Genomic DNA, 25,540 nt, shown 5'->3' on the forward strand with positions numbered 1-25,540 from the left:
GGAGATGACAGGATTGGGAGCATCACCCTGGTATGAGGAAATATTGAAAGAGAGATTACAACAGGGACGACTTGAAGGAGAGAGCTTAATGGTTCTACGTCTGTTACAGCGCCGCCTGGGGACCTTGGATGATACAGTAAAGCAGCTTAAGATGCTACCAGTAGGGTAACTGGAAAGTCTAGCAGAGGAATTACTAGACTTTCGGGATGTGCAACAGTTACAGACTTGGTTACAACAGCTTTCCTCAAATAGTGGTAATTTATGATGACCTTCTGCACCAAGGGGCGATCTGCTTCTTGCAGCAGCGCTTCGCGATCGCCATTACGTATGATTTAAATCTCAGATTACATAGAATAAACATACAAGACTGAGAACGACAATTTCAGGAGCAGAACAAGAAACGGATTTAAATTAACCTCCACCCAACCCCAAAACCAGGGATCCAGGGAATGAATTCCCTGGCTAAAAGCTGAAGTCGGTTAAAAACCGACTGGGAAGAAGGTTAAGGATTTTTGTGTGATTTGTCAATTTAATTTATCAATAGCAGCAGAGCTGTAGAACTTCAGGGTATATCCGGAGCAGAACACGAAACCGATTTAAATTAACCTCCACCCAAACCCCAAAACCAGGAAGACTCTTAATTGATTCCCTGGATTGGTGAGAACTTTTACACCAAGGGGCGATCGCTCCTGAGATCAAATCAACATCATCATAACCAACAGTGGCGAAAAAAGCAGACATAGGGGGGAAAAGATTAATCAGTCTTGCACCCAACACCTGGGTAAAGTGGATTACCCAGCGCAGTGACTTACAAGTACAAGACATCCTCAACACAGAATTTCAGTGGATAGAGCGGGAAAGTGATGTTTTACTGAAGGTTTTATCCCCAGAAATAGGAGAATTTTTGCTGCTCAATGAATTACAGCTACGGTACAATCAGAGAATGCCCCAAAGGATACGGGCTTATACAGCTTTAGCAGAAGAACGTTATAACTTAAGGGTATATCCAGTCTTAATCAACATCCTCCCCCCAAGTAGTAAACAAACCATTCCCCAACGTTATGAATCAGAGATATTAGGGATAAGAGCCTATCAAGACTACCAAGTGATTAACCTGTGGGAGGTAGATGTTAACCTGGTATTTGAGCAGAAGATATCAACCCTATTGCCATTTGTACCAATTTTGCAGGGTGGAAACAGGGAAGAGAAATTACGAGAAGCGGTGAGGGAGTTAAGACAGGATGAGCAACTGCAAGACTTAGAACCGTTATTGTCATTTTTTGCTAGTTTTGTCTTAGATATTCCCTTAGTTCAACAAATCATGAGGTGGGACATGACGGTATTGAGAGAATCGCCCTGGTATCAGGAAATATTGAAAGAGGGATTACAGCAGGGGGAAAAACAAGGACTACAACAGGGACGACTTGAAGGACGACTTGAAGGGGAAACCCAATTAGTTATACGTCAGTTACAGCGTCGCTTGGGAACCTTGGATGATACACTCAAACAGCAAATTCAGATGCTACCAGTAGAGCAACTGGAAAGTTTAGCAGAGGAATTACTAGACTTTCGGGATGTGCAACAGTTACAGACTTGGTTACAACAGCTTTCCTCAAGTAGTGGTAATTTATGATGACCTTCTGCACCAAGGGGCGATCTGCTTGCAGCAGCGCTTCGCGATCGCCATTACGTATGATTGAAATCTCAGGTTACATAGAATAAACATACAGGACTGAGAACCACAATTTCAGGCTCAGAACAACAAACTGAAGTTAAATTAACCTCCACTAAACACAAAAACCAGGGAGCCAGGGAATGAATTCCCTGGCTAAAAGCTGAAGTCGGTTTTTAACCGACTAGGAAGAAGGTTAAGGATTTTTGTGTGATTTGTCAATTTAATTTATCAATAGCAGCAGAGCGTTAGAACTTAAGGGTTAAGTTACATCTGCTTTCTGAAACATGGGAAATGTTTATGGGCGATCGCCATTTGTTGGATGTTATATAAACATTGAAAAATAGTATGCTTATTCCCTGCATTTCTGATCTCAAGGTTTAAAAAGAGGATACTGTCAACCATTTAGCCAATGTTGCATAAAAATCCTGATCAATTACAAAAAATGCCTAAAAATACTGACGGTAAAAACCGACATAAGCACAGTCAAACATTAATTAAGGAATTACGGCAATTGTGGGGCTACCTGAGCCGTCGCCGTCAGGTGCAGTTGGGGGCTTTGCTACTGCTGATGCTACTGTCTTCTGTGAGTGAGATGGTTAGTGTGGGGGCAATTTTTCCCTTTCTGGGAGCCTTGACTAATGCACAGATGCTATTGAATGCTCCCCATCTCCAACCAGTATTAAACTTATTGCAGATTCAGACCCCAATCCAACTAGTGAGGGCCTTAGCTGTGGGGTTTATTGTCGCCGCAGTATTAGCTAATGGGCTGCGATTGCTGACCCTGCATGTGCGGCTGCGCTTGGCTGCAGCGGTGGGTTCTGATATCAGTAGCCAGGTTTATCACACTACTCTGCGACAGCCCTACAGTTTCCATGTGCAGCACAACAGTAGCGATTTGATGCAGACGGTAACTGGGGATACCACGCTTCTGACTATTAATATCTTGATCCCCTTGGTGGCGTTTTTCACGGATGCCCTGGTTATACCTGCTTTGATGGCGACGCTATTATTCATTGATGGCAACATTGCCCTCTGGACAGGGGTAATTTTGGGGGGAGCCTACACAGTGATTTATCGCACCCGGCAACGCTTACTCAAGCGTAATAGCAAAATTATCGCCGAATCGGGGCAACGGAAAATCAAGGTGGTGCAGGAGGGGATTGGCGGGATTCGGGATGTGCTATTGGGACATTCCCAAGACTTTTTTGAACGGGTGTATCTGCGGGCGGAGGCTGCTTTAAAGCAAGCTACAGCGACTAATTTGATTATTTCCCAGTCCCCCAGATATCTCATAGAGGCTTTGGCATTGTCTGCGATCGCCCTTTTAGCACTGAGTTTAGGTCAAAATGGGGATTTTAGCCAGGCGGTGCCAGTATTAGGTAGTTTAGCCCTGGGGGCGAAACGGTTACTACCGGCTATGCAAGAGGCTTTTGCATCTGTGGCAAAAATTCAGGGGTCGCGGGCGGCGTTAACGCGGGTGTTAGTGGCCTTAGAACGACCCATTGAGCCACTGCTGGGAACGACTGTTTCCAGTCCCTTGGGGTTGGAACAGGAACTACGGTTTGATGGGGTATGGTTTGGTTATCACCAGGAAACACCCTGGGTATTGCGTGATTTTCACCTGCAGATTGCCGCCAAGACCACAGTAGGGTTTGTGGGGAGTACGGGAAGTGGGAAAAGTACCACAGCAGATTTAATTTTGGGACTCTTACAACCAAATAAAGGCACAATTTGGGTAGATGGGTTACCTTTACAAGGTGAGAGGTTACGCCAATGGCAACAGAGTATTGCCCATGTACCCCAGCAGATTTTTCTGAGTGATGGCACTATTGCGGAGAATATTGCTTTTGGGATTCCTCAAGACCAGATTGATTTTGAGCAGGTGCGAAAGGCGACGCGGTTGGCTCAGATTGATGAATTTATAGAGGGATTACCAGCTAAATATGATACCTACGTGGGAGAGCGGGGAATTCGGCTGAGTGGGGGTCAAAGGCAGCGCATAGGCATTGCCCGGGCGCTGTATCGCAATGCCTCGGTGATTGTGTTTGATGAGGCTACCAGTGCTTTAGATAATGCCACGGAAAAGGAAGTGATGGCGGCTATTGAGGGGTTGAGTCATCAGTTGACGGTAATTTTAATTGCCCACCGCTTGAGTACTGTGCAGAGATGCGACTGTATTTTTCAGTTACATCAGGGACAGGTAGTGGCACAGGGTACTTATGAGGAATTGCTGGCTAATAGTAGCAGTTTTCGGACTATGGCTTTGAGTGGTGTGGATGGTGAAGATAATAAATTTACTATGATTACATAACCTCACCCCAGCCCTATGGTTAGTCAAGAGATAGGTGCACAGATGCAATTTAGTGGTGGATTAGGTATCCGTAAAGCAATAACAAACTTTTTTTCTCCCGATAAACAAGTTTATAGAAATTATCAGTTATCAAGATGGCTTCGCACAAAAGGTTATATCCTTTTGGCTAAATTGATTCGTTATCGGCAATCAAGATATGGATGTTATATTTCAGAAAAATCTATTATTCATCCTAGTGTTGAATTTAAACATCCTGTAGGAGTTGTTATTGGTGAGGGAGTAGTCATAGAAGAAAACGTTAAGATATGGCAAAACGTAACAATTGGTAGTCATGGAAAACCAGGATTACCACAAGAATATCCATATATTGAATCTGGAGTAAAAATATTTGCAGGTGCTGTAATTGTGGGAAAAATTAGAGTTGGAAAAAATGCAATTATAGGAGCAAATGCTGTTGTATTAGATGACGTTCCTGAAAATATTGTGGCTGTAGGAGTACCTTACAAGAATAGACACAGTGATGGATTGTAATATTCAACAGAAAGTTTTATTGGCTCCCTATACAACCTGGAAAATAGGAGGTGCTGCGCAATGGTTGGCAGAACCAAATCTTGAAACAGCACCCAACTTGGTAACCTGGGCCTATGAACAGGAAATACCTATTTATTTTCTTGGTCGTGGGTCTAATGTATTGATTGATGATGCTGGACTACCTGGGTTAGTAATATTAACTCGTAACTCCCTCACTGAGTTGAGACGTGATGGAGACTTAATTATTGCTGGGAGTGGTGTATTCTTACCTCAATTGTCTAAATTCGCAGCACGGGAGGGCTTTTCGGGCTTTGAGTTTCTCATTGGTATTCCCGGTACCGTAGGCGGCGCGATCACTATGAATGCTGGGTTGACTGTTTTTCGTCCCCGTGAGATGAGAGCAATTGTGAAAAATTTCGATGTCTTAAATCTGGATGGCACCATTGAAACACTAACAATGGAAGACGTTGATGCTGGTTATCGTCACACCGATTTATTAAATGGAAAGCGCCTAATATTACAAGCTCGTTTTTGCTTACAAGAGGAGGGCGACCCAAATGAGATTCGCCGAAACACGTTTGACCATCTTGCGGAGCGTAAGCGTAAGCAACCGTTAGATAAACCTACTGCAGGGAGCACTTTTAAGTCACATCCCGGGAGTAAGGGGGCTGGATGGTATATCGAACAAGCGGGTCTGAAAGGTTTTCAAATTGGTGCAGCGCGGGTGAGTCCCATGCACGCCAATTGGATTGAAAATTTGGGCGGTGCAACAGCCGCAGATGTTCGTCAATTAATCACACATATTCAAAAGACTGTTGAAGCTGAATTGGGAATTCATTTAGAAACAGAAGTTCGTTTCCTACCTTAAAAAATGACAGAAAACTTAAATAACCTGATTGTTCACCCTTCCCGTTTGGTCGGAGAGGTCAGGGTTAGCGGTGCAAAAAATTCTGCTCTTCGCCTCTTAGCGGCTTCTTTGTTAACGTCGGCTCCGGTTCGACTTAAGAACTACCCAAGCGGTTTACTTGATGCTCGTCTTCATGTTGAGATGCTAACAGCACTGGGTAAAACTTGCCAATTAATCAACCAGAGTGAGCTAGAAATTGTAGAGACTAACCCACCTCGATCAGAGTTGCTTTGGTCAAAACGTTCTATTCGTAACACTTTGCTGATTTTAGGTGCGTTAGTCGGTCGTACAGGTAGGGGTAAAGTACCATTACCTGGAGGCTGTAAGCTAGGCGATCGCAAATATGATATCCATGTTATGGTGCTGGAATCCTTCGGTGCTCATGTCTGGGAAGAAGAAGGAGGCTATCTTTGTGCTGAAGTTCCTAGTCATCAAAACCTCAGGGGAACAGAGATTGTTTTACCTATTCGTTCCACTGGGGCTACTGAAAACAGTATTATAATTGCTTGCCTAGCTGAAGGTATAACCCGCATTTGGGGACCACACATCCGTCCCGAAATTCAGGATCTGATTAAGTTTTTGCGATCCATGGGAGCTAAGATAGAAGTCCGTGGACAAGAAAGCATTATTGTTGAAGGGGTGAATGAATTAGGTAGTACCATCCATGAGGTAATTGCCGACAATGTTGAAGCACTCACCTGGCTAATTGGTTCTGCTGTCACTAATGGAGATGTCGAGATTGTAGACTTTCCCTTTGAACACTTAGAAGTTCCTCTGATTCATCTGCGGGAAAGTGGGGTTCGTTTTTATCGCTTAGATAACCGCCTAATTGTTCGAGGTTCAAGCTGTTATCCCATTGATATCAGTACAGGCCCTTATCCGGGAATTAATTCGGATATGCAACCATTATTTACTGTCTTAGGCGCAATGGCTAAAGGAGAAAGCCGGGTCATTGATCTGAGATTTCCTGGACGCTACGCCTATGCAGAGGAACTGGCCAAAATGGGAATGAATTATGAAGTTAAGGATAATCTTTTGGTCATTCAGGGAGGCAATAAACTTCAGGGAACTGAAGTAACAGCCCTGGATTTAAGAGCCGGTGCCGCCTTGATGATTGCGGGTTTGGTAGCAGATAGCCCAACTAATATTAGCAATGCATGGCAAATTTATCGAGGTTATGATCAGATAAATAAAAAGCTATCTCACCTTGGCGTCAGTATTTTCAGTGAGATGCAACAACATTGAAAATAATTTTTTAGCAATTAGAGTCAATAGACTAATAAAGTTGATAATTTTGCTCCCTTGCACTTAGATGTTGATTGTAATGATATTATAAAAGTTACTCTTTCAGTTTGAATATTATTTAGATCGTTCTATATAACCTAGCAAAGGTAAAATTGAGAAGTGAATCAGACACACAGCAATGAAGTTTTAGATAAACCCCTTGTTAGTATTATTTCGCTTTTTTACAATCGTGCTATTTATGTAAAGCCTTCTGTCGATAGTCTACTAAAGCAGACATATTCAAATGTCGAAATTATTCTGGTAGATGATGGCTCAACAGACAACACTTTAGATGAACTGGCATCTTATCAAGATCCACGAATTCGTCTGCTCACCCACGAAAACAAAGGATTGGTAAGGGCTTTGCGTGGTGCAATTGCTTCTTCTCAAGGAGAATTAATTGCGATTCATGGGTCTGGCGATATTTCTTTACCTGATCGCATAGAGATGCAAGTTGACTTACTGATGAGAAATCCTGATGTTGGGGTTGTGGGCTGTTATATGCGCAATTTTAACATGGTGAAAAATACATGGGAGGTTGTATGCCGAACTATAGCTGAGGATCAACTATCTCAATTAATTAATTATAACCTCTTTAGTCACGGAGAAGTGATGTTTCGGCGCAGCTGCTATGATCAAGTGGGGGGCTATCGTGAATTTTTCGAGTTTGCCCAGGATCACGACCTTTGGTTAAGAATGGCTACAGTCACTCGTTTTGCTATTGTTCCAAAAATCTTATATCAAAGGGAACCAATTGAAGGTTCTGTCAGTTCTGTCAGTAAAGTTCCCTCCAAGGTGAAAAAGCAAACTTATTTGTCGGAGTTTGCCGTTGCTTGCGCCATGACAAGGAGGGATCAAGGCTTTGATCCCCTGGAGAGAGATGGACATAAAGCTTTTGAGAGTTTTGCTAATACTAGCTCGATATTACCAATTCGATTGACAAGTTTAGTATTTTCCTACTTGGTAGGTAAAAAATTTGATGTAGCTAAGGAACTCATGTCAGAAGTGGTTGCTCTCAATCCTTCCCGTTTCAATAAGTTTTATCTAACCGCCATAACATGGTCTCAAAAAAGTACAGTTTTCAGGAAGCCCTTGCTATTTATATTGCGATTGCGCTTAAAGCTAATTCGTATCCTAAAAAGCAATTGAGGTGGTGAAAACCATAATTAATTATACATCGATATTAAGAATATCAAGAAATTTTCTAATCAAATGAAAATAATCCATATTAGCCACTCTGATATACAGGGTGGCGCAGCCCGGGCTGCCTATCGTATCCACCAAGCTCTACGCCTCCATGGACTAGATTCCACTATGGCGGTGAATGTAGCAACCTCCGGTGATTGGACTGTACAGAGTCATAAAACCAAACTCGCCAAGGGATTAGCTCGACTCCGCCCCCAATTGGGGAGCTTACCCCGACAATGGCTGCGAACAGATAACCCCATTCTCCATTCCCCTGCCATTATCCCCTCTACCTGGTCTGATCGCCTGAATTGCACAGATGCAGATGTGTTACACCTGCACTGGGTGAATGGTGAAATGTTGTCAATCCCTGACATTACTAAACTGGGTAAGCCCGTAGTGTGGACTCTCCATGATATGTGGGCTTTCTGTGGAGCAGAACATTACACCGAAGAATTCCGGTGGTGTCAGGGCTACTGGAAAGATAACCGCCCCAGTTATGAAAGTGGGTTTGACCTCAACCGCTGGACATGGAACCGGAAGCGTAAACACTGGCAAAAACCTCTGCAAATCGTTACCCCCAGTCAATGGTTGGCAGATTGTGTGACCAAAAGTGCCTTAATGGCTGATTGGCCAGTTAGGGTAGTGCCAAACACCATTAACACCGATATTTGGCAACCCTTTGAGAAAAACCTAGCGCGAAAACTCTTGCATCTCCCTCTTGATGTTCCCTTGCTGTTATTTGGTGCCTTAAACGGTAGTCGTGACCCCCGTAAGGGATTTGACCTGTTGCAAGCAGCCCTCAACCATCTACGGGGACAAATGCCTGGATTACAATTAGTCGTGTTCGGGCAACTAGCACCAAAGGAACCCATTGATTTAGGTTTTCCCATTCACTACATGGGGCGTTTGCATGATGAACTCAGTCTACGTATTCTTTATAGTGCGGCTGATGTCATGATAATTCCTTCCCGCCAAGATAACTTACCTAATACCGGCTTGGAAGCTCACGCCTGTGGAACCCCAGTGATTGCCTTTAATACCTGTGGGCTACCTGATATTGTAGAACATCTCAAAACTGGATATTTAGCCAAAGCCTTTGATACCACTGATTTGGCTCACGGTATACAGTGGCTTTTATCTGACTTCTCACGACTGATGACCCTTGGACTGGCGGCACGACAACGCGCAGTTGACAAATGGTCTGTAAAGGTGGTGGCTGATGCATATCAAAATGTTTATAATTCTGTTTTAGTTAATAAGTAATATTATTGCCCATACCAGAAACTCATGTAACATCTGAGTTGGAATCAGCATATATTCAGCCAAAAAAAATTGCGATCACCCTGAAAAATATGACTTAACCAAGGGCGATCGCCCTGAAAAACATCCTTTAACCAAGCGCGATCGCCCTGAAAAATATGACTTAACCAAGCGCGATCGCCCTGAAAAATATGACTTAACTAACAGCTGACGGGGATCGATATATTTATTTAATAACTTTTAATTGAATGCCTAGAAAAATTCGAGAACTAAAGGCAATGTTGTTAAAAGCCGGATTTATCCAACGGACTGGTAAAGGTAGTCACACAATCTGGATTCACGAAAAAATGCCAGATATGCCGATTACAATTGCAGGTAAGGATGGTGACGATGCTAAAATCTATTTAGAGAAACTTAAACAAAGACTCGCAAGACTAGAAGAATTGCAATGAATTCACATTATAGTATGATTATTTTCTGGTCTCAAGAGGATAACTGCTATGTAGTCCACCTCCCTGACTTCCCTTTTCAAGACATCCACACCCACGGTAATACTTATGAGGAAGCAGCCAAACATGGCCAGCAAGTGATTGACAGTTATCTTCAGCTTTACCAAGAAAATAACCAACCTCTACCCCAGGCTAAAAACCCCTGGGAATATATTCAGGTAGCATAACCACTCAGGGGCGATCGCCCTAACAAACATCCTTTAACCAAGAGCGATCCGCCCTGACAGACATCCTCTAACTGGGAGCGATCCGCCCTTATGATAGATATGACCTGATTAATCAACGAATGGCAGTACACTATCTGCAGGATATTGGTCTTTATGCTCCCTAATTAGATGAATTCGCTATTAGAGAGATTGTAAATGGTAAATATTTTTATTATCAACATGAATATATGAGTAATTTAGAAATTCTAGACCAATGGAAAAACCGCAAAAATAATTATGATAGTCTTAATTCTCAAGACATAAGATTCCTCTCAACCCGCGGAGATTTTCTCAACTTTTTGCTTATTTGGATTCTTTTTACATCTGCAGCACCGTTTACATTTATTTTTGCAGTCCCAAACCACCCTCATAAAATCCTCATCGCTGGTGGACTAGCTTTAACCTCTTTTCTCTTAGTTATCAAGGGTCGAATTATTCTTCCTAACCGAACAATGGTCGGCATCCTCATTGCTCAAGCATTCTTCTTTGTATTTCCCCTTTCTTTCCTCCATGGTGAATTCCATCAAGGGAGTTATATTACAATAAGTATACAGTATATAGCAATACTTTTACTTTACATTTATGTATATAATTTTTATTCAATCCATAAGATGGCGAAGAGTTTCATTTACGTAATAACTCTCATGGCTATTATGGGAACTGCGGCTTTCTTTTTGGGAATAGTAGGGGCAATAGATATAGTTTCAACTCATCAAAATCTTGATACAAGAACAGCTTATAATTTTCTCCTGACATTTAGTAACTCAATTAATCATGTTGGGAGAGCAACTATAATAAGAATTGCAGGTTTCTTTGATGAACCAGGAACTTTTGCTTATTACATTACTTTTGCATTGCTGATTAATAAAATATATGGCTTTTCCAAGAAACTAGAGTGGATAATAATAATAGGAGGAATCTTTACTTTATCCATGGCATTTTATATTACAGTTTCCGTATACTTAATTATTTTTTACGGTAATTTTAAACGACTAAAATATTTTTTGTTAGGATCAATTATCATCGCATCCCTAGGATTTTATGTAAATACTGCTAAATACGATAGTGAAACTAATTTCACACTATATCGTCTGACCATACAGAGATTTGAACGAGATGAAAGTTCTTCAGAAGGACTAACTGTTGGTGATAACAGATCTGAACTTTTTTCTCTGGCGGCGGAAGCTTTCATGGATTCACCTTTAATTGGACAAGGGCATAGATATCGTGAAGATATAAGTAGTAAGTACTATAATATTTACATGGGGGCTAACCTTTTTGCACCATTGGCAATATATGGAATAGTGGGTACTTTAGTTTCATTTTTAGGTGTCTTCTACTGGACATATCTAGTTTTTAGTCAATCAAACACTGTACATAGAAACCTATTAATATCATGCTGGTTAATTATGGCATTAAACTTTTTACAGAGACCCCATCCTATAGGATTTTTAAACTATTATGTGATAATATTTCTCGTTGATTCAACAAAGTATCGTCTGAAAAATTAATTTTGTTATTTAAACTGGCTAGTAAAGATGACATCATAGCAATATTTAATAGTATCGCTGCAACCATTCTTGGCTGTGAAATTAGGGACAAGTGCCCAATAGCCAAGTAGCAATAAATGGTTTGGGAACACTGTTGATCTATACTTGTTTTGAACAATCTCTTCATGCTCAATTTTATGACCGTGAATTTACTCCGTCTTTGACTCCATAAACTTAGTCCTCAATTATTACAAATAAATTTCGTTCTTCTATGCAGAAAAATCATAAAATATTAATTATTGGTTGGTTTAAGTTCCCATTTGGAAGTGCTGCAGCATCAAGAATAAGGACTTTGGCTAAGGGATTGAACGAAAATGGTTTTGAAGTGTTTGTTGTAACAACTGCGCGTATACCTTTGCGGAATGAAGACCACACAGATACCGGGGAACTATCTTGGCAAAATATCAAATACGAAACTGAAAACTGTTACGAGAATGATGGTAGAAAATTATCGCTTATCCAACGCATTTGGAAATACTTGCAAGCTATTTACAAAAGCTGGGTCAGGGTTTATAAATTAATACACACTGCCCAAGTTGACAGCATCATGATTTATGGCAGAAGTGTAATATCTTATTTGCCTGTGGTCATGCTGGCACGTTTTTATGGTGTTCCACTATTTTACGATATGGTGGAGTGGTTCCCCCCTAGCCAATTTAAAGGCGGGCTGATTAATCCTATGTTTTATGACGATTGGTTAGGACGTTATTTACCGCTTTTGGGTTCTCAAGGTGTAATTTCCATCACCCATTATATTTCAGAAAAGTACATTCGTCACCAAATTCCTTGCTTGATTCTTCCTAGTATTTTTGATTATTCTCTCAGTCAGCAACTAAAACCCCCAGATACAGAAATTAAAGATAAACAGTTTGTTGTACTTTATGCAGGTACTTGTAAACTTGGTGATGGATTTGAAAACTTATTAGATGCAGTCAAAATAGCCTTTTCCAAAGGGTGTCCTATTCGTTTAGACGTTTTGGGCACAGATGGTTTATCAGGACCTGCGGCAAAACAACGCCAGATTTGCGAACAAGATGAAATTTTACGTTTTCGTGTACGTTTCTTGGGGAGAGTAAGTGATGAAAATTACCTTTCTACACTTTGTTCTGCCAATTGCTTAGTGTTACCTCGTCCTGATTGCCAAACTGTCAACGCTGCATTTCCCACTAGACTACCTGAGTTTCTTTCAACAGGGCGTCCAGTGTTAACTACCAATGTTCCAGATGTTCCCCGATATTTGGATGCCGGAATCCATGCAGAGATTGTATCAGCAGACACATCAAATGCTTTAGCCTATGGAATTATAAGATTATGGCAATATCCGGAGCGTGCATTACAGATTGGGATTGCAGGTCAAAGGCGAGGTCGTGAAGTATTTGATTACCATCACCATATGACCAAATTATCTGAATTTATCACTAAATTCAGATAAGAGTCGAAAGTCTGGGTTTAGATCGGCAAGTCAGTCTACCGGGATTGGTGGGTAACCCCATCCTTTTATCCTATAGATTGCTGGTATTAGCTATTTTAGCGGTGACAAATTATTACAATATGGCTAATAGGCTTGATATCCCACTACTCAATCGTACCCATGTGATTAAACTTACTCTTATCATCACCGGACTTAACACTGGCGGAGCAGAAATGATGCTGCTCAAACTTCTAGAGCGGTTATCACCAGAATTTACCCCTCAAGTCATATCCCTAACTGATATTGGTGCGATCGGTAAACGCATTCAAGCCCTAGGTATTCCCGTCACAGCCTTGGGTATGAGTCGCACAATTCCCAATCCCTTGGCTTTACTCAAGCTAGTCAAGTTATTAAAACACAGTCAACCTGATATAGTTCATACCTGGATGTATCATGCTGACTTACTGGGGGGATTGGCCGCTCCTATGGCTGGAGTGTCAAAGGTAATTTGGAATATTCGCCATAGTGACCTATCCAAAGAAAAGAATAAAGCCACTACTCGATTGGTTGCAGGATTATGTGCGCGACTATCCCCAATTATTCCCCATCGCATTCAGTGCTGTTCTGCTATAGCGAAGGATATTCATACATCACTTGGTTATGCTCCAGATAAATTCATAGTCACACCGAACGGTTTTGATCTAGAAAGATTTCAGCCCAACCCAAACTTGCGTGAATCTGTACGACAAGAGTTAGGAATTGCAGCCGATACACCTTTGGTGGGTGTGATTGCTCGCTTTGACCCCCAGAAGAATCATACAGGCTTTTTTGCAGCTGCTGGCTATCTACATCAAAAAAGACCAGATGCCCATTTCTTGCTGGCGGGAAGTGGTATTGATACTGATAATTCTGTACTGATGCAAGCCATCGACAAGGCTCAAGTCAGCCACGTCACCCATTTGTTAGGTCTGCGTCAAGATATTCCCCGGCTCATGGCTTCCCTGGATGTTTTAGTTTCCCCTTCTTCCTATGGCGAAGGCTTTCCCAATGTTTTGGGTGAAGCCATGGGGTGTGGTGTTCCTTGTGTTGTCACCGATGTGGGGGACTCAGGCTATATTGTTGGGGAGACAGGTAAAGTTGTTGATCCTAATGACATGATCAGTTTAGCTGAGGCTCTCGACTCCTTACTCAGTCTCCCAAGTTCCCAGCGTCTCACCCTGGGGGAACATGCTCGCCATCGGATTCAGGAAAACTTTGAAATTAATCATGTGGTGAGGCTTTATGAGTCACTGTATCAAGAACTTTACACTTTAAAACTAAAGGTTAGTAAATGAACGATAATGTTTAGGTTATTATTGCTTTGAGGTTAGATATTCAATGAACTCTAATTATTAGGTTGCTTGGCATCATGATTAATACAACAAATATTACAAAATTTATGGAGTGGTGGTTGTTATCTGAAAAACTTTCAGATGACAACCAACGTATATTTGACAAATATTATTACTCCTACAAGCGTAATTTCGGCAAATATATTGCTAAACATTATGGAAATCAAGTCAAAGAAATAGAAGATACTTTATCAAGTTTCAAAGGAAGACCGAGGATATTGGAGGTCGGCTGTGGCTGTGGTACAGAGTCATTATGGTTTGCTATAAAAGGTGCTTCAGTATTAGGTATTGACTTAAGTGAACCACGTTTAAATGTTGCTAGAGAACGTTTACGTATTCTTAGAGATAATGTGAAATTTGAAATTGATGCAGATTTTAAATTTGCTAATATTTTTGACTTGAATGTTGGGTCAAATACCATTGATGTAATATGGATGGAACAGGCATTTCATCATATTGAACCGCGAGAAAACCTACCGGCTATCTGTTTTGATATATTAAAGCCTGGAGGATACATAATCATTTCAGAGGGGAATGGTTGGAATCCACTAATTCAATTATCCCTGTTCCGTCAGCGAGGTTTTAAGACCATAAAACGTTTTACTGATAACCATGGCATAGAGCATGTGTATGGCAACGAGCGCATTACTACGCCTGGTATTCTGGCTAGACTGTTCAAAAATAATGGGTTTGAGGTAGTTTCAAAAAGATACTTCAGGATTTTGCCAGATTTACCTGGTGCTGAAGGTTATGCATGGCTAGAAAAATTGGTTCCACCATGGTTTGCAATCGCTTTTACTCATTACAATATCGTCTTGCGAAAAAAGTAGTACTCAACTCATGTAAACATAAGTAATTCAAAAGCTACAAAAATAATAAATCTAGTGATTTGATCAAAAAATAAAATGATTGCATTTGCGTACTTGGTGCTATATTAGTCTTCCTGTAGCTTTAGCCCCACAGATATAGTAGGCTTTGATATCAACCGCAATATAGCATCAATAATCTCAAAGCAGCAATTGACACCACCAAAGAAGTAGAGAGCGATTCCCCTGACCATAGTTGAGATTTTTACCATCTGAGGGATTGATAGGGGTTTTATTCCTAGGATAATATAATAGAGGCGATCGCTCCTTTGAGACTGAAAAAGAAGAAGCAGTTAAACACCTCTCTCAATAGGAATCAATTTTAAAGTGCTAAAATCTGACTAGAAAAAGAGCTAAGTTAAATCATCCTCAGCTATGGAAGAACTCCTAGAATTAAAAGGTTTGTTGCTTCAAGGTGATATTTCTGGGGCGCTAGCCATTGTTGAAGACTTAGAAGAAATGAGTCGGGATGACAAAATCAACAATATTCGTAGTTACACAGTTATACTGCTACTGCACTTAATTAAGCGACAGGCAGAAAAGCGTACCACGCGCTCCTGGGATGTTTCTATTCGCAATAGTGTCAGAGAAATTAGGGAAAAAAATAAGCGGCGCAAAGCAGGGGGACATTATTTAAACCCAGAAGATTTACTTCAAATCCTAGAGGTTGCTTACCCCATGGCTATTGATCAAGCCTCTCTGGAAGTAGAAGGGGGACGTTACGAAACCGAAGAGTTAGAAAACCTGGTGAATCAACAGGAAATTATCAATCACGCCCTGGCTTTGATTGACCCCACAGCCAACAGCAACACCTGAATAGTTTTCACCAACTACGCTATAATACCGAAGTATAAACTAATTGAGAGATATACAGTAGATGAGCTAGATGACCCTAACCTATGGAAGAACTCTTAGAATTAAAAGGCTTGTTGCTTCAAGGTGATATTTCTGGGGCGCTAGCCATTGTGGAAGACTTGGAAGAAATGAGCAGAGACGACAAAATCAATAATATTTGTAGTCATGGGAAAATTCTGCTCCTGCATCTGATTAAACAACAGGCTGAAAATAGGACTACACGTTCTTGGGATGTTTCTATTCGTAACTCGGCTCTGGAGATTCAAAGGAAAAATAAACGGCGCAAAGCAGGAGGGTATTATCTCCAACCTCCAGAACTGCGCCTGTGTCTAGAAGACAGTTACGAACAAGCCCTCAATGCTGCATCCTTGGAAGTAGCAGAGGGGATTTACGATATAGAAACATTAGAGAAGATGGTTGATCGCCAGGAAATTATTGATCTGGGATTAGCTCTGATTTTAGCTGAAAAGTAATGGTGATTGTGAACCGGTTGTAATGTAAACTAAGTGCCATGATGTAAATACAAATATACTGAGTGTTAAAATTTATTTGTACAATGGAAGGCGATCGCACAAGTACGTTACTAAGAAATGTCAGAGGGCGATCGCTTACCTGTCCACTAGCTTGAATATCAGATGAGCATCCATAAATGAGAAGCGATCGCCTTGATTAAGTTCTAATAACCCTGGGTGAAAGTAATAGTTCCATGTTGAACTGGTGGAATAGCAGAATTTATCTCATCTAGTCATCGGTTTTACCTATACTTACCCCCGGTAAGAACTATGAGTATGTGGTTTCCATCACTTAGAAACAATTGATGAATTGTTACCAAAATTTGTTTAGTTAAACATCTAAACCCTAGGATGCCAATAAAAAAATTATGAAAATCTTAGTTACAGGTGCTGCAGGCTTTATTGGCTTCCACCTGAGCCAGCGACTATTAAACCGCGGTGACGAGGTTATAGGACTCGATAACCTGAATAACTACTATGACGTTTCCCTCAAACAAGCTCGCCTCGCTCAACTGCAATCAGAGCAGCTATTCACCTTTACTCAACTGGACTTAGCGGATCAAGAGGGAATCAACAACCTATTTACAACACATCAATTTGATGTAGTTGTCAACCTCGCAGCCCAAGCTGGGGTGAGGTATTCTCTCCAAAATCCCCACGCCTATATTAACAGTAATATTCTGGGATTCACCAACATCTTAGAAGGTTGTCGTCACTCCCAAGTCAAACATTTAGTATTTGCCTCCTCCAGTTCTGTCTATGGAGCCAACACTAAAATACCCTTTTCCGTCCATGATAATGTAGACCACCCGATTAGTTTATATGCTGCCAGTAAAAAAGCCAACGAGCTAATGGCACATACTTACAGCCACCTCTACGGCTTACCCACCACCGGACTACGCTTTTTTACCGTTTATGGACCATGGGGAAGGCCGGACATGGCGTACTTTTTATTTACCAAAGCCATTTTATCAGGTCAACCCATTGATGTATTCAATTATGGTAAAATGAAACGTGATTTTACTTACATTGATGATATTATCGAAGGGGTGGTAAGAGTTATCGATACTATTCCCCAAGGTAATCCTCATTGGTCGGGGGATAAACCTGACCCAGGGACTAGTAAAGCACCTTATAAAATATATAACATTGGTAATAACAATCCCGTGGAGTTGTTACATTTCATTGAGGTTATAGAAAACTGCTTGGGGATGAAGGCGCAAAAGAATATGTTGCCTCTGCAACCCGGAGATGTAACCATGACCTATGCTGATGTTGATGATTTAATTGCAGATGTGGGGTTTAAACCCGCCACTCCCATTGACGTGGGTATCAGGCGTTTTATCGATTGGTATAGCAATTATTATCAGGTATAAATTAAATAGAAGTTTGAAAACACAATCTTAGTTAATAGGTCAAGGCCAAAGATACCCGACTTCTGAACACAATCTTGTTATCTGATCACAAGTGCTGATAGAAGTCGGGGATCTAAACTCAGAATCAGATGAAGAACTTTGTATATCTGGCTTTTCAGTGCTTCTAAGACCTAACTGAATACTACTTACCAACCTTAATAATGAGAATCTTATATATAATCACCCGCGCAGATACAGTTGGGGGTGTACAAGTTCATGTGCGTGACTTGAGTAAGGCCTTACAAGCTGATGGACATCAAGTCCTAGTTATTACTGGAATGCCGGGACTTTACACGGACGACCTATACACCAACAATATAGACTTTCGTGCTTGTACAACATTTCACAAACAGATTAAGCCCTTTCAAGACTGGCAGACCCTGCGGTTTTTCCTCCAAACTATTAAACAATTCCGCCCCGATATTATTAGCAGCCATTCCAGTAAAGCAGGAATTTTGGGGCGTTTAGCCGGGAAAATAACCAAAACTCCTTGCTTGTTCACAGCCCACGGTTGGGCTTTTACTGAAGGTGTTCCTCAACCTACCCGCAAAATTTATCAAATCATTGAGCGATTGGCAGAACCATTGTCCAATCAAATTATCTGTGTGTCTGACCACGACCGATATATCGGGTTAAAAACCGGTATGAACCCCAAGCGACTTAAAACCATTCACAATGGTATGCCAGATATTTCCCCATCCCTGAGGTCGAACCCCGCTGATAGTGAGCCAGTGAAAATTGTCATGGTAGCCCGGTTTGATAAACAAAAAGATCACTACACCTTGCTCCAAGCCTTTCAAAGAGTATCCGGTGCTCAACTCAACTTGGTGGGAGATGGACCTGGACTAGATAATATCAAAAACCTCGCTGTTAAATTAGGTCTTTCCCAAACAGTAAACTTTCTGGGCTTCCGCCAAGATATTGCTCAAGTCTTAGCTCAAGCCCAAATATTTGCCCTAATCTCCCATTGGGAAGGCTTTCCCCTAACTATTATTGAAGCCATGCGGGCGGGACTACCAGTGATTGCTTCCGATGTTGGTGGAGCAGCAGAAGCTATTGATGAAGGAGTTTCTGGTTTCACCATCCCTCGCGGTGATGTGCACACCTTGGAAGACCGACTCAAGCAACTAATAAAAAATGCGGAATTACGTTACAAAATGGGAACCGCAGCCCGACAAAGATATGAACAGGAATTTACCTTTGATCATATGTTTACTCAAACTTACCAGACCTATGAAAACGTATTACTCAAATCTAAATCTCAGGGATAAATAACTTATCTTATATTATGAAAACATTATTAACAGGAGCCACAGGACTCACCGGTGGACTACTCCTGCAAAAAATTGCCACCCTTCATCCTGGCTCGGAAATCAGTTGCTTAGTTCGTCCTAGCAGTAACCGCGATCTCATAAACTCCCTAAATCTCAAACTTACCTATCACCAAGGCGACAGCGCTAACCCCAATACATGGGACACAGTTCTATCCCAAGCAGCTTTTACAACCATTATTCATTTAGTCCAACTGCGCCAGATTCCTACCCTCCTCGATAGCTTGAATAAATTCCAGCAAACTCCGCGATTAATCATCATTGGTACAACAGGGGTTTACTCTCAATACAACCAATATTCAGCTGAGTATAAACAAGCAGAACAAGTTCTATCCCAGTATGGTGGGTCTTATTGCTTGCTACGCCCAACCATGATTTATGGTTCTCCCAAAGACAAAAACCTACACAAGCTGATCAAGTTTTGCCATCGGTATCAATTCTTTCCTGTCTTCGGTAAGGGCAATAATCTCCTACAACCAGTCCATACTGAGGACTTAGCCCAAGCTCTCCTCGATGTTTGGCAATCCCCACATATCCAGGGAGCCTACGACCTCTCTGGGGAAACCATTCTCACCTTTCGAGACCTGCTCAAACTCCTAAGCAAACTCATGGGTAAACCTGTATATCAGCTTTCTCTACCTTTTAGCATGGGTATTACTTTAGCTACTCTCCTAGAGAAAACCCTGGGTAGACGTTCCCCGGTGAGACGGGAACAAATTCTGCGACTCCAAGAAGATAAAGCCTATCCTTACGCAGCAGCTACACGAGACTTTGGTTTTACGCCCCGCTCATTAGAAACAGGTCTGAGAGAAGAAATCGCCCTGATGCGGGCACAAGGGATTATTTAAACTCATTACCTGGTGTTTGGACAACTGGAATTTACAGCATCCCTCCTAGGCAAAAGCCCAACGCCTCTGTAAAAGATCCTTGACTTCTATCAGCACTTGTGATCGCATGAGAAGATTATCAGCAGAAGTCGGGGATCTGACTAGTTGCAATTACAGATTATACTAGCAAATATTAACCATTAATTTTATACAAAGATTTATAAATTACACCCCATGCATCTACTTGCTTTAACTTAGACATCTAAAATCTAATACCAATTTCATACCAAGTGATTTACCTCATATTCATTCCCCTGAGCTTCCTGCTTAGTTGTCTGTTGGTCTATCTGATCAAAAATCAACTTAGCGCCCATCTCATAGATATTCCCAATGAGCGCAGTTCCCACACTCAACCTACCCCCAGAGGGGGCGGACTGGGTTTTGTAGCCTCCTTTTTCATTGTCAGTTGGTGCTTTTCCTGGCTATTTACCCCCAATACTCTCAGTACAGCCCAGATCAACGTTAGCCATATCTGGTTAGTACTCCTACCTCTGACAGTGGTTGGCTTACTGGATGACCGTTGGCAAATTCCAGCTAGGCTGAGATACTTAGTACAGATAGTTGCAGCCAGTATTGCCATATCTTTCTTTGGGATCTTTCCTCAACCCTGGTTAACCAACCTCGGTCCGGTTGGTATTACAGTCGCTATCCTTCTCACCCTCGTGGGTATGACCGCCCTGATTAACTTCTACAACTTCATGGATGGTTTAGATGGTCTAGTAGCGGGGGTAACCATGATTCAACTGAGTTTGATAGCACTGATGGGAAATCAACCTCTGTGGGTGCTGCTGATAGCTGCTCTAGCGGGATTTTTGTACTGGAACTGGTCCCCCGCCAAGATATTTATGGGAGATGTAGGGAGTACTGTCTTAGGGGCTACAGTAGCCATAGCCCTATTCAATTATTCCCATGATGGCTCTGTTGTGCAAGCATGGTCAGCCTTAACCATCACCTTACCTATTGCTGGAGACGCTATTTATACCTTAATTTGCAGGTTAAAGCGCCGGGAAAATATTTTTAAAGCCCATCGCACTCACCTATATCAACGTTTACACCAAGCCGGATGGAATCACTCCCAGGTCGCCATTAGCTATATGATATTTACCAGTGCCATAGGCCTGAACATTTATCTGTTCGCTAGTGTTGGAGCCTGGATAAACTTACTCATAACAATAGCCGCGATCGCCTTTCTGGAAATGTATTTAAAGCAACTTACTACAGATTCTCGTGAGAAGGTATTGACAAAAGATGTAAAAGATGATATGTGAAGCGGTTGTTTATTCTGCAATTGATATAGGGTGAAATAATAGGCGATCGCCTTTAACACTACCCTGGGGGCGATCGCTGCTCTGAAAAAAGATGAAAACAGATAAGCTATTTTACCGCATATTCCTAACTCAACCAGGTATCCTTGCCGAACTGATACCAGGAATCCCTCCAGACTGTGAGTTTGAATACTCCGACCCTGTGATTAAGGTAGAGGAATTTCGCCACGATGGGGTATTAACTCCCATAGGGGAGGACATCAACCTACCCAGAGTGATGAAAACAGACAAGCTATTTTACCGTATATTCCTAACTCAAAAGAGCCTACTGGCTGAACTGATACCGGGAATTCCTCCAGACTGTGAGTTTGACTACTCCGCCCCAGTGATTAAGGCAGAGGAATTTCGCTACGATGGGGTTTTAACTCCCATAGGGGACGACCTCAACCTACCCATAGTATTTGTGGAAGCGCAAATGGAACCAGATAAAGGTTTTTATGGGCGCTACTTTGCCTCAGTCCACTCATACTTGAAAGAATACAACATCAGCAGACCATGGCGGGGACTAATCATCCTCAAATCCCGTGGTCATGAACTGGGGTCAGAAATACCTTATGGAGATTTAGAGAAAAAAGTACAGAGACTTTACCTGGAAGACTTGCTGTCAGAAACAGACCTAAGTCCTAACCTGGGAATATTACAGTTAATCGTTCTCCCTCAAAACCGGGTAGGTGAAGCAGCCCAAAAACTACTGCAAAATGTAGAGAACAAAACACAATTCACACAAAGACTAGACTTGATAGAGGCTATACTAGTAAGCAAATTCCCCCAAATCAGTCCAGAGGAAATATTGAAGATGTTAGACCTGAAAACAGCAGATATTACCCAGACAAGATTCTATCGGGATGTGTTTCAACTAGGAGCTAAGGAAGGTAAAGCCGAAGGTAAAGCCGAAGGTAAAGCCGAAGGTAGACAGGAGGGTGAAGCCCAGCTAATTATCCGTCTGTTGAAGCGTCGCTGTGGAGTATTTTCACCCAACCAAGAAGCTCAAATCCGTTCCTTAGACCTGAATCAACTGGAGTCCCTAGGGGAAGCCCTCCTAGACTTTACTGCCATTGCTGACCTAGAAGCTTGGTTAAATGGTACACATCAGGAAAAATAGGAATATTACTGTTAAATACACTGGTGCTGGTGCGATCGCCTACCTATACTGGTTGGTGCTAGTGCGATCGCCTTTAACACTACCACGGGTGCGATATAGAAGTAATTTTACCAAAAATTAAAACTACCCTAACCACATTTAACCGGTGGCTAGAATCTCAGGTCAAGGTGAGATAAACGGATATCTGGGGAAAATTATCTCAGATGAAAAATTTGCCTCTAACATAGGCATATAGCTGAAATCTCATCCATGGATTATGCTCAAACCTCTGCGCCTATTTACCCTAGCTGGTTGCTTGGGAATGTTCACCATAGCCACCGCTATCCCCCTGCGTCTAGCCATAGCACTTCAACAAAACCCCCAGCCCCAAGCCATCTTGATGCTCAGTGGGGACAGCAGCAGAGCCAAATTCACCCGAGAAATGGCTCAAGAATTCCCTGACCTTCCCATCTGGGTCTCCGTGGGCGACCCGGAAATCCGCAGCATCTTAGGCGGACTTGACAACCAAGGGCTACAGGGAGGCGATCGCATCCAGTACGACAACCGCGCCACAGATACAGTTACTAATTTTACCACCATGGTTGCACCTTTGCAACAAAATAATATTCGCCACGTCTATCTCGTCACCTCAGACTACCATATGCCCCGCTCCCAGGCGATCGCCACTATCGTTTTTGGTAGTCAGGGAATCGCCTTTACTCCCGTCCCCGTCCCCTCCCAAAGCTCTCGGCGAGAAGCTCGCCCCCGTATCGCTAGGGACATAGGGCGCTCAGTGCTGTGGTTAGTTACCGGGCGCACCGGAGCCAGTTACAATCCCCGCTTGCAATCGGCGAGAGGGAATAGCAGATCATAACTGTGTAAATTTACTAATATATCCCCCAAATATCCCCGACTCCTGGTAATGTACAAGTGTTACGAGAAGTCGGGGATTTGATTATTAATACTTAATTTATACCAAATTTAATTTCCAAACTGTTTGATCACACTTTCACATACATAATTATGCGAATAACATATTTTCTGCTTAGTGTTTTGAAAAAAACTGTTTTTATCAAAAATATTGCCCATTTTCTCAAGACTTCCTCAAGAACCAAAAAGCATCTGATTCTCTATTTAACTGACTCTCTACTATTTTTATTGGCAATTTATATTGCATTTTGCATAAATTCCCAGAGTTTATTTCCTTTGGATATGCTGGGTAAACATCTCGCTTTGATTATTCTGCTGATTCCCGGAAAAATCCTGTTATTTTCCCTACTGGGAATGTACAAAAATGTCCTCAAGTACAGTGAATTTGCCTTTTTATACACAGCATTCAAATCAGTTATCCTGGGACAAGGAGGATTGATCATCCTGGATTTGATTTTCCGGGTCAATTTCCTCCCCATCTCTGTTCAGATATTAGATACTTTAATCACACTAATTTTAATAGTCACAGTCAGACTCATAGCCCGATGGCTGTTATATGGTTTGAGTTCCCCCCTGAGATTAAAACAGCACTCTCAACCCAATGGTAGTGTAGCAGATAGCAAGCAACTCCTGGAACCAGTAATTATCTATGGAGCCGGACAAGCTGGATTTCAACTATCCCAAGCACTTGCTCAGGATAACAACTTTGAGATTATAGCCTTTGTGGACGACAATTCACAACTATGGAAACATGCGATTAATGGCATTCAGGTTTATAGCCCTGATAAGTTGGAATATCTAATTAACAAGTACCAGGTGCAGCTAGTACTCTTAGCAATTCCATCAGCTACCCCCAAAAGAAAGCAAAAAATTGTTGCGGAACTCAAAGCTCTAGATTTAGAAGTCAAAACGGTACCCACCCTAGCAGAAATCATATCTGGTAAAGTCTCCATCGATCAGGTACGTCAAATTAATATAGGCGATATTTTAGGACGTGAGGAAGTTCTACCAGATCCCAACTTACTGCGAGTCAACATCACAAATAAATCTGTTTTAGTCACGGGTGCGGGTGGTTCTATTGGCTCAGAACTCTGTCGCCAAATTGCTCAACAACAACCCCGCCACCTGGTTCTATATGAATTAAATGAATTTGCACTATACAGCATTGAGATAGAGTTACGAGAAACCTACCCTAATTTATGTTGTTCTGCTTGTCTAGGCTCAGTAACTGATGCCGAACGTCTCAAACAGGTAATTACAGAATATGATGTTGATACTTTATATCATGCTGCGGCTTACAAACACGTTCCTTTAGTGGAAATGAACCCAGCCCAAGGAGTGATTAACAACATTTACGGTACACTAGTAGCTACCCGCACGGCCAATGAGTGTAAAGTTGAGACTTTTGTTTTAATTTCTACCGATAAGGCTGTACGTCCCACCAGTGTGATGGGAACAACCAAACGAGTGGCTGAGTTGATTTTGCAAGCTTTATCAAAACAGCCGGACACTTACACTCGTTTGATTATGGTGCGGTTTGGTAATGTCTTAAATAGTACTGGTTCAGTCGTACCCCGATTTCAGCGGCAAATTTTGCAGCGACAACCGATTACTATTACCCATCCCGAAATTACTCGCTATTTTATGTCCATTCCCGAAGCAGCTCGCCTGGTCATTCAAGCGGGCGCTCTGGGGGATGGGGGGGAGGTTTTCCTCTTGGATATGGGGGAACCGGTGAAAATTTACGATCTGGCGGTGCAAATGGTGAAACTCAGTGGTCTAGTTTTAGGGAAGGACATTGAGATTAAGATCACAGGGTTGCGTCCAGGGGAAAAGCTCTATGAAGAGCTGTTGATTCAAGAAGACAATGTTCAAAGAACTATACATCCAAAAATTTATGCCGCCCAGGAAGCAATGATACCTTGGACAAAGCTAGAGCCATATCTGCATCAGCTATTCTTAGCAGCCCAAACAGAAGACAGAGATACTCTCTTATCTCTGCTGAAAGTGCTGGTTCCTGAATATTGCCCTCCACAGTTATCATCGCAACTAATGAGTAAATCTGCGTAGGTTTCTGCATGGTTTGATAGGTAAGGGGGCGATAGATTAATTTAA

Annotated in this window: 23 protein-coding genes and 1 pseudogene; all 24 read left to right on the forward strand. The window is 41.9% G+C overall.

Going from position 1 to position 25,540, the window contains the following annotated elements; translation table 11 throughout:
• Positions 1-4: 4 nt before the first annotated feature.
• The 24 genes and pseudogenes from PN457_RS18440 (at position 5) to PN457_RS17850 (ending at position 25,495) form a co-directional block, all read left to right on the forward strand.
• Positions 5-265, forward strand: a pseudogene (locus PN457_RS18440) (DUF4351 domain-containing protein).
• A gap of 456 nt (positions 266-721) precedes the next feature.
• Complete coding sequence (locus PN457_RS17740) at positions 722-1,633, forward strand: Rpn family recombination-promoting nuclease/putative transposase (RefSeq protein WP_271734902.1); 912 nt, start codon at positions 722-724, stop codon at positions 1,631-1,633.
• Between the two features lie 484 nt (positions 1,634-2,117).
• The gene (locus PN457_RS17745; RefSeq protein WP_271734903.1) at positions 2,118-3,986 is read left to right on the forward strand and encodes an ABC transporter ATP-binding protein; all 1,869 of its coding nucleotides are present in this window, start codon (positions 2,118-2,120) and stop codon (positions 3,984-3,986) included.
• Positions 3,987-4,001: 15 nt separating this feature from the next.
• Entirely contained in the window at positions 4,002-4,517 is a 516-nt protein-coding gene (locus PN457_RS17750; protein WP_271734904.1) for a serine O-acetyltransferase, read from the forward strand.
• On the forward strand, positions 4,507-5,385 hold the full coding sequence (murB, locus tag PN457_RS17755) for a UDP-N-acetylmuramate dehydrogenase (RefSeq protein WP_271734906.1): 879 nt from the start codon (positions 4,507-4,509) through the stop codon (positions 5,383-5,385). Before PN457_RS17750 ends, murB begins: the two co-directional genes overlap by 11 nt.
• A gap of 3 nt (positions 5,386-5,388) precedes the next feature.
• The gene (locus tag PN457_RS17760; protein ID WP_271734908.1) at positions 5,389-6,669 is read left to right on the forward strand and encodes a UDP-N-acetylglucosamine 1-carboxyvinyltransferase; all 1,281 of its coding nucleotides are present in this window, start codon (positions 5,389-5,391) and stop codon (positions 6,667-6,669) included.
• A gap of 159 nt (positions 6,670-6,828) precedes the next feature.
• Positions 6,829-7,857 carry a glycosyltransferase family 2 protein gene (locus PN457_RS17765; RefSeq protein ID WP_271734910.1) on the forward strand — a complete coding sequence of 343 codons (1,029 nt, stop codon included), beginning with the start codon at positions 6,829-6,831 and terminating at the stop codon, positions 7,855-7,857.
• 63 nt (positions 7,858-7,920) lie between these two features.
• On the forward strand, positions 7,921-9,159 hold the full coding sequence (locus tag PN457_RS17770) for a glycosyltransferase family 4 protein (protein ID WP_271734912.1): 1,239 nt from the start codon (positions 7,921-7,923) through the stop codon (positions 9,157-9,159).
• 245 nt (positions 9,160-9,404) lie between these two features.
• Complete coding sequence (locus PN457_RS17775) at positions 9,405-9,608, forward strand: type II toxin-antitoxin system HicA family toxin (RefSeq protein ID WP_271734913.1); 204 nt, start codon at positions 9,405-9,407, stop codon at positions 9,606-9,608.
• Complete coding sequence (locus tag PN457_RS17780) at positions 9,605-9,832, forward strand: type II toxin-antitoxin system HicB family antitoxin (RefSeq protein ID WP_271734914.1); 228 nt, start codon at positions 9,605-9,607, stop codon at positions 9,830-9,832. Before PN457_RS17775 ends, PN457_RS17780 begins: the two co-directional genes overlap by 4 nt.
• Positions 9,833-10,059: 227 nt before the next feature.
• Positions 10,060-11,382: a hypothetical protein gene (locus PN457_RS17785; RefSeq protein ID WP_271734916.1), complete on the forward strand. Its 1,323-nt coding sequence runs from the start codon at positions 10,060-10,062 to the stop codon at positions 11,380-11,382.
• Between the two features lie 250 nt (positions 11,383-11,632).
• Positions 11,633-12,853, forward strand: a complete 1,221-nt coding sequence (locus PN457_RS17790; protein ID WP_271734918.1) for a glycosyltransferase — start codon at positions 11,633-11,635, stop codon at positions 12,851-12,853.
• A gap of 119 nt (positions 12,854-12,972) precedes the next feature.
• The gene (locus PN457_RS17795) at positions 12,973-14,166 is read left to right on the forward strand and encodes a glycosyltransferase family 4 protein (RefSeq protein WP_271734919.1); all 1,194 of its coding nucleotides are present in this window, start codon (positions 12,973-12,975) and stop codon (positions 14,164-14,166) included.
• 74 nt (positions 14,167-14,240) lie between these two features.
• Positions 14,241-15,053 carry a class I SAM-dependent methyltransferase gene (locus PN457_RS17800; protein ID WP_271734920.1) on the forward strand — a complete coding sequence of 271 codons (813 nt, stop codon included), beginning with the start codon at positions 14,241-14,243 and terminating at the stop codon, positions 15,051-15,053.
• A gap of 411 nt (positions 15,054-15,464) precedes the next feature.
• A complete protein-coding gene (locus PN457_RS17805) occupies positions 15,465-15,905 on the forward strand; it encodes a DUF29 family protein (RefSeq protein ID WP_271734921.1) in 441 nt (146 codons plus the stop codon).
• Between the two features lie 83 nt (positions 15,906-15,988).
• Complete coding sequence (locus tag PN457_RS17810) at positions 15,989-16,417, forward strand: DUF29 family protein (RefSeq protein ID WP_271734922.1); 429 nt, start codon at positions 15,989-15,991, stop codon at positions 16,415-16,417.
• A gap of 407 nt (positions 16,418-16,824) precedes the next feature.
• The gene (locus PN457_RS17815; protein WP_271734923.1) at positions 16,825-17,832 is read left to right on the forward strand and encodes an NAD-dependent epimerase; all 1,008 of its coding nucleotides are present in this window, start codon (positions 16,825-16,827) and stop codon (positions 17,830-17,832) included.
• A gap of 200 nt (positions 17,833-18,032) precedes the next feature.
• Positions 18,033-19,142 carry a glycosyltransferase family 4 protein gene (locus tag PN457_RS17820; protein ID WP_271734924.1) on the forward strand — a complete coding sequence of 370 codons (1,110 nt, stop codon included), beginning with the start codon at positions 18,033-18,035 and terminating at the stop codon, positions 19,140-19,142.
• Between the two features lie 17 nt (positions 19,143-19,159).
• The gene (locus PN457_RS17825) at positions 19,160-20,050 is read left to right on the forward strand and encodes an NAD-dependent epimerase/dehydratase family protein (protein ID WP_271734925.1); all 891 of its coding nucleotides are present in this window, start codon (positions 19,160-19,162) and stop codon (positions 20,048-20,050) included.
• A gap of 317 nt (positions 20,051-20,367) precedes the next feature.
• Positions 20,368-21,357, forward strand: a complete 990-nt coding sequence (locus PN457_RS17830) for an MraY family glycosyltransferase (protein ID WP_271734926.1) — start codon at positions 20,368-20,370, stop codon at positions 21,355-21,357.
• A gap of 91 nt (positions 21,358-21,448) precedes the next feature.
• The gene (locus tag PN457_RS17835) at positions 21,449-22,516 is read left to right on the forward strand and encodes a DUF2887 domain-containing protein (RefSeq protein WP_271734927.1); all 1,068 of its coding nucleotides are present in this window, start codon (positions 21,449-21,451) and stop codon (positions 22,514-22,516) included.
• The gene (locus PN457_RS17840; RefSeq protein WP_271734928.1) at positions 22,494-22,637 is read left to right on the forward strand and encodes a hypothetical protein; all 144 of its coding nucleotides are present in this window, start codon (positions 22,494-22,496) and stop codon (positions 22,635-22,637) included. The genes PN457_RS17835 and PN457_RS17840 overlap by 23 nt, the downstream gene beginning before the upstream one ends.
• A gap of 135 nt (positions 22,638-22,772) precedes the next feature.
• Positions 22,773-23,369 carry a YdcF family protein gene (locus PN457_RS17845; protein ID WP_271734929.1) on the forward strand — a complete coding sequence of 199 codons (597 nt, stop codon included), beginning with the start codon at positions 22,773-22,775 and terminating at the stop codon, positions 23,367-23,369.
• Between the two features lie 149 nt (positions 23,370-23,518).
• Positions 23,519-25,495, forward strand: coding sequence for a polysaccharide biosynthesis protein (locus PN457_RS17850; RefSeq protein WP_271734930.1), 1,977 nt, complete (start codon positions 23,519-23,521; stop codon positions 25,493-25,495).
• The last annotated feature ends 45 nt before the right edge of the window (positions 25,496-25,540 follow it).

This window comes from Anabaenopsis arnoldii (assembly GCF_028331025.1).
In the GTDB taxonomy this organism is placed as follows: Bacteria; Cyanobacteriota; Cyanobacteriia; order Cyanobacteriales; family Nostocaceae; genus Anabaenopsis; species Anabaenopsis arnoldii.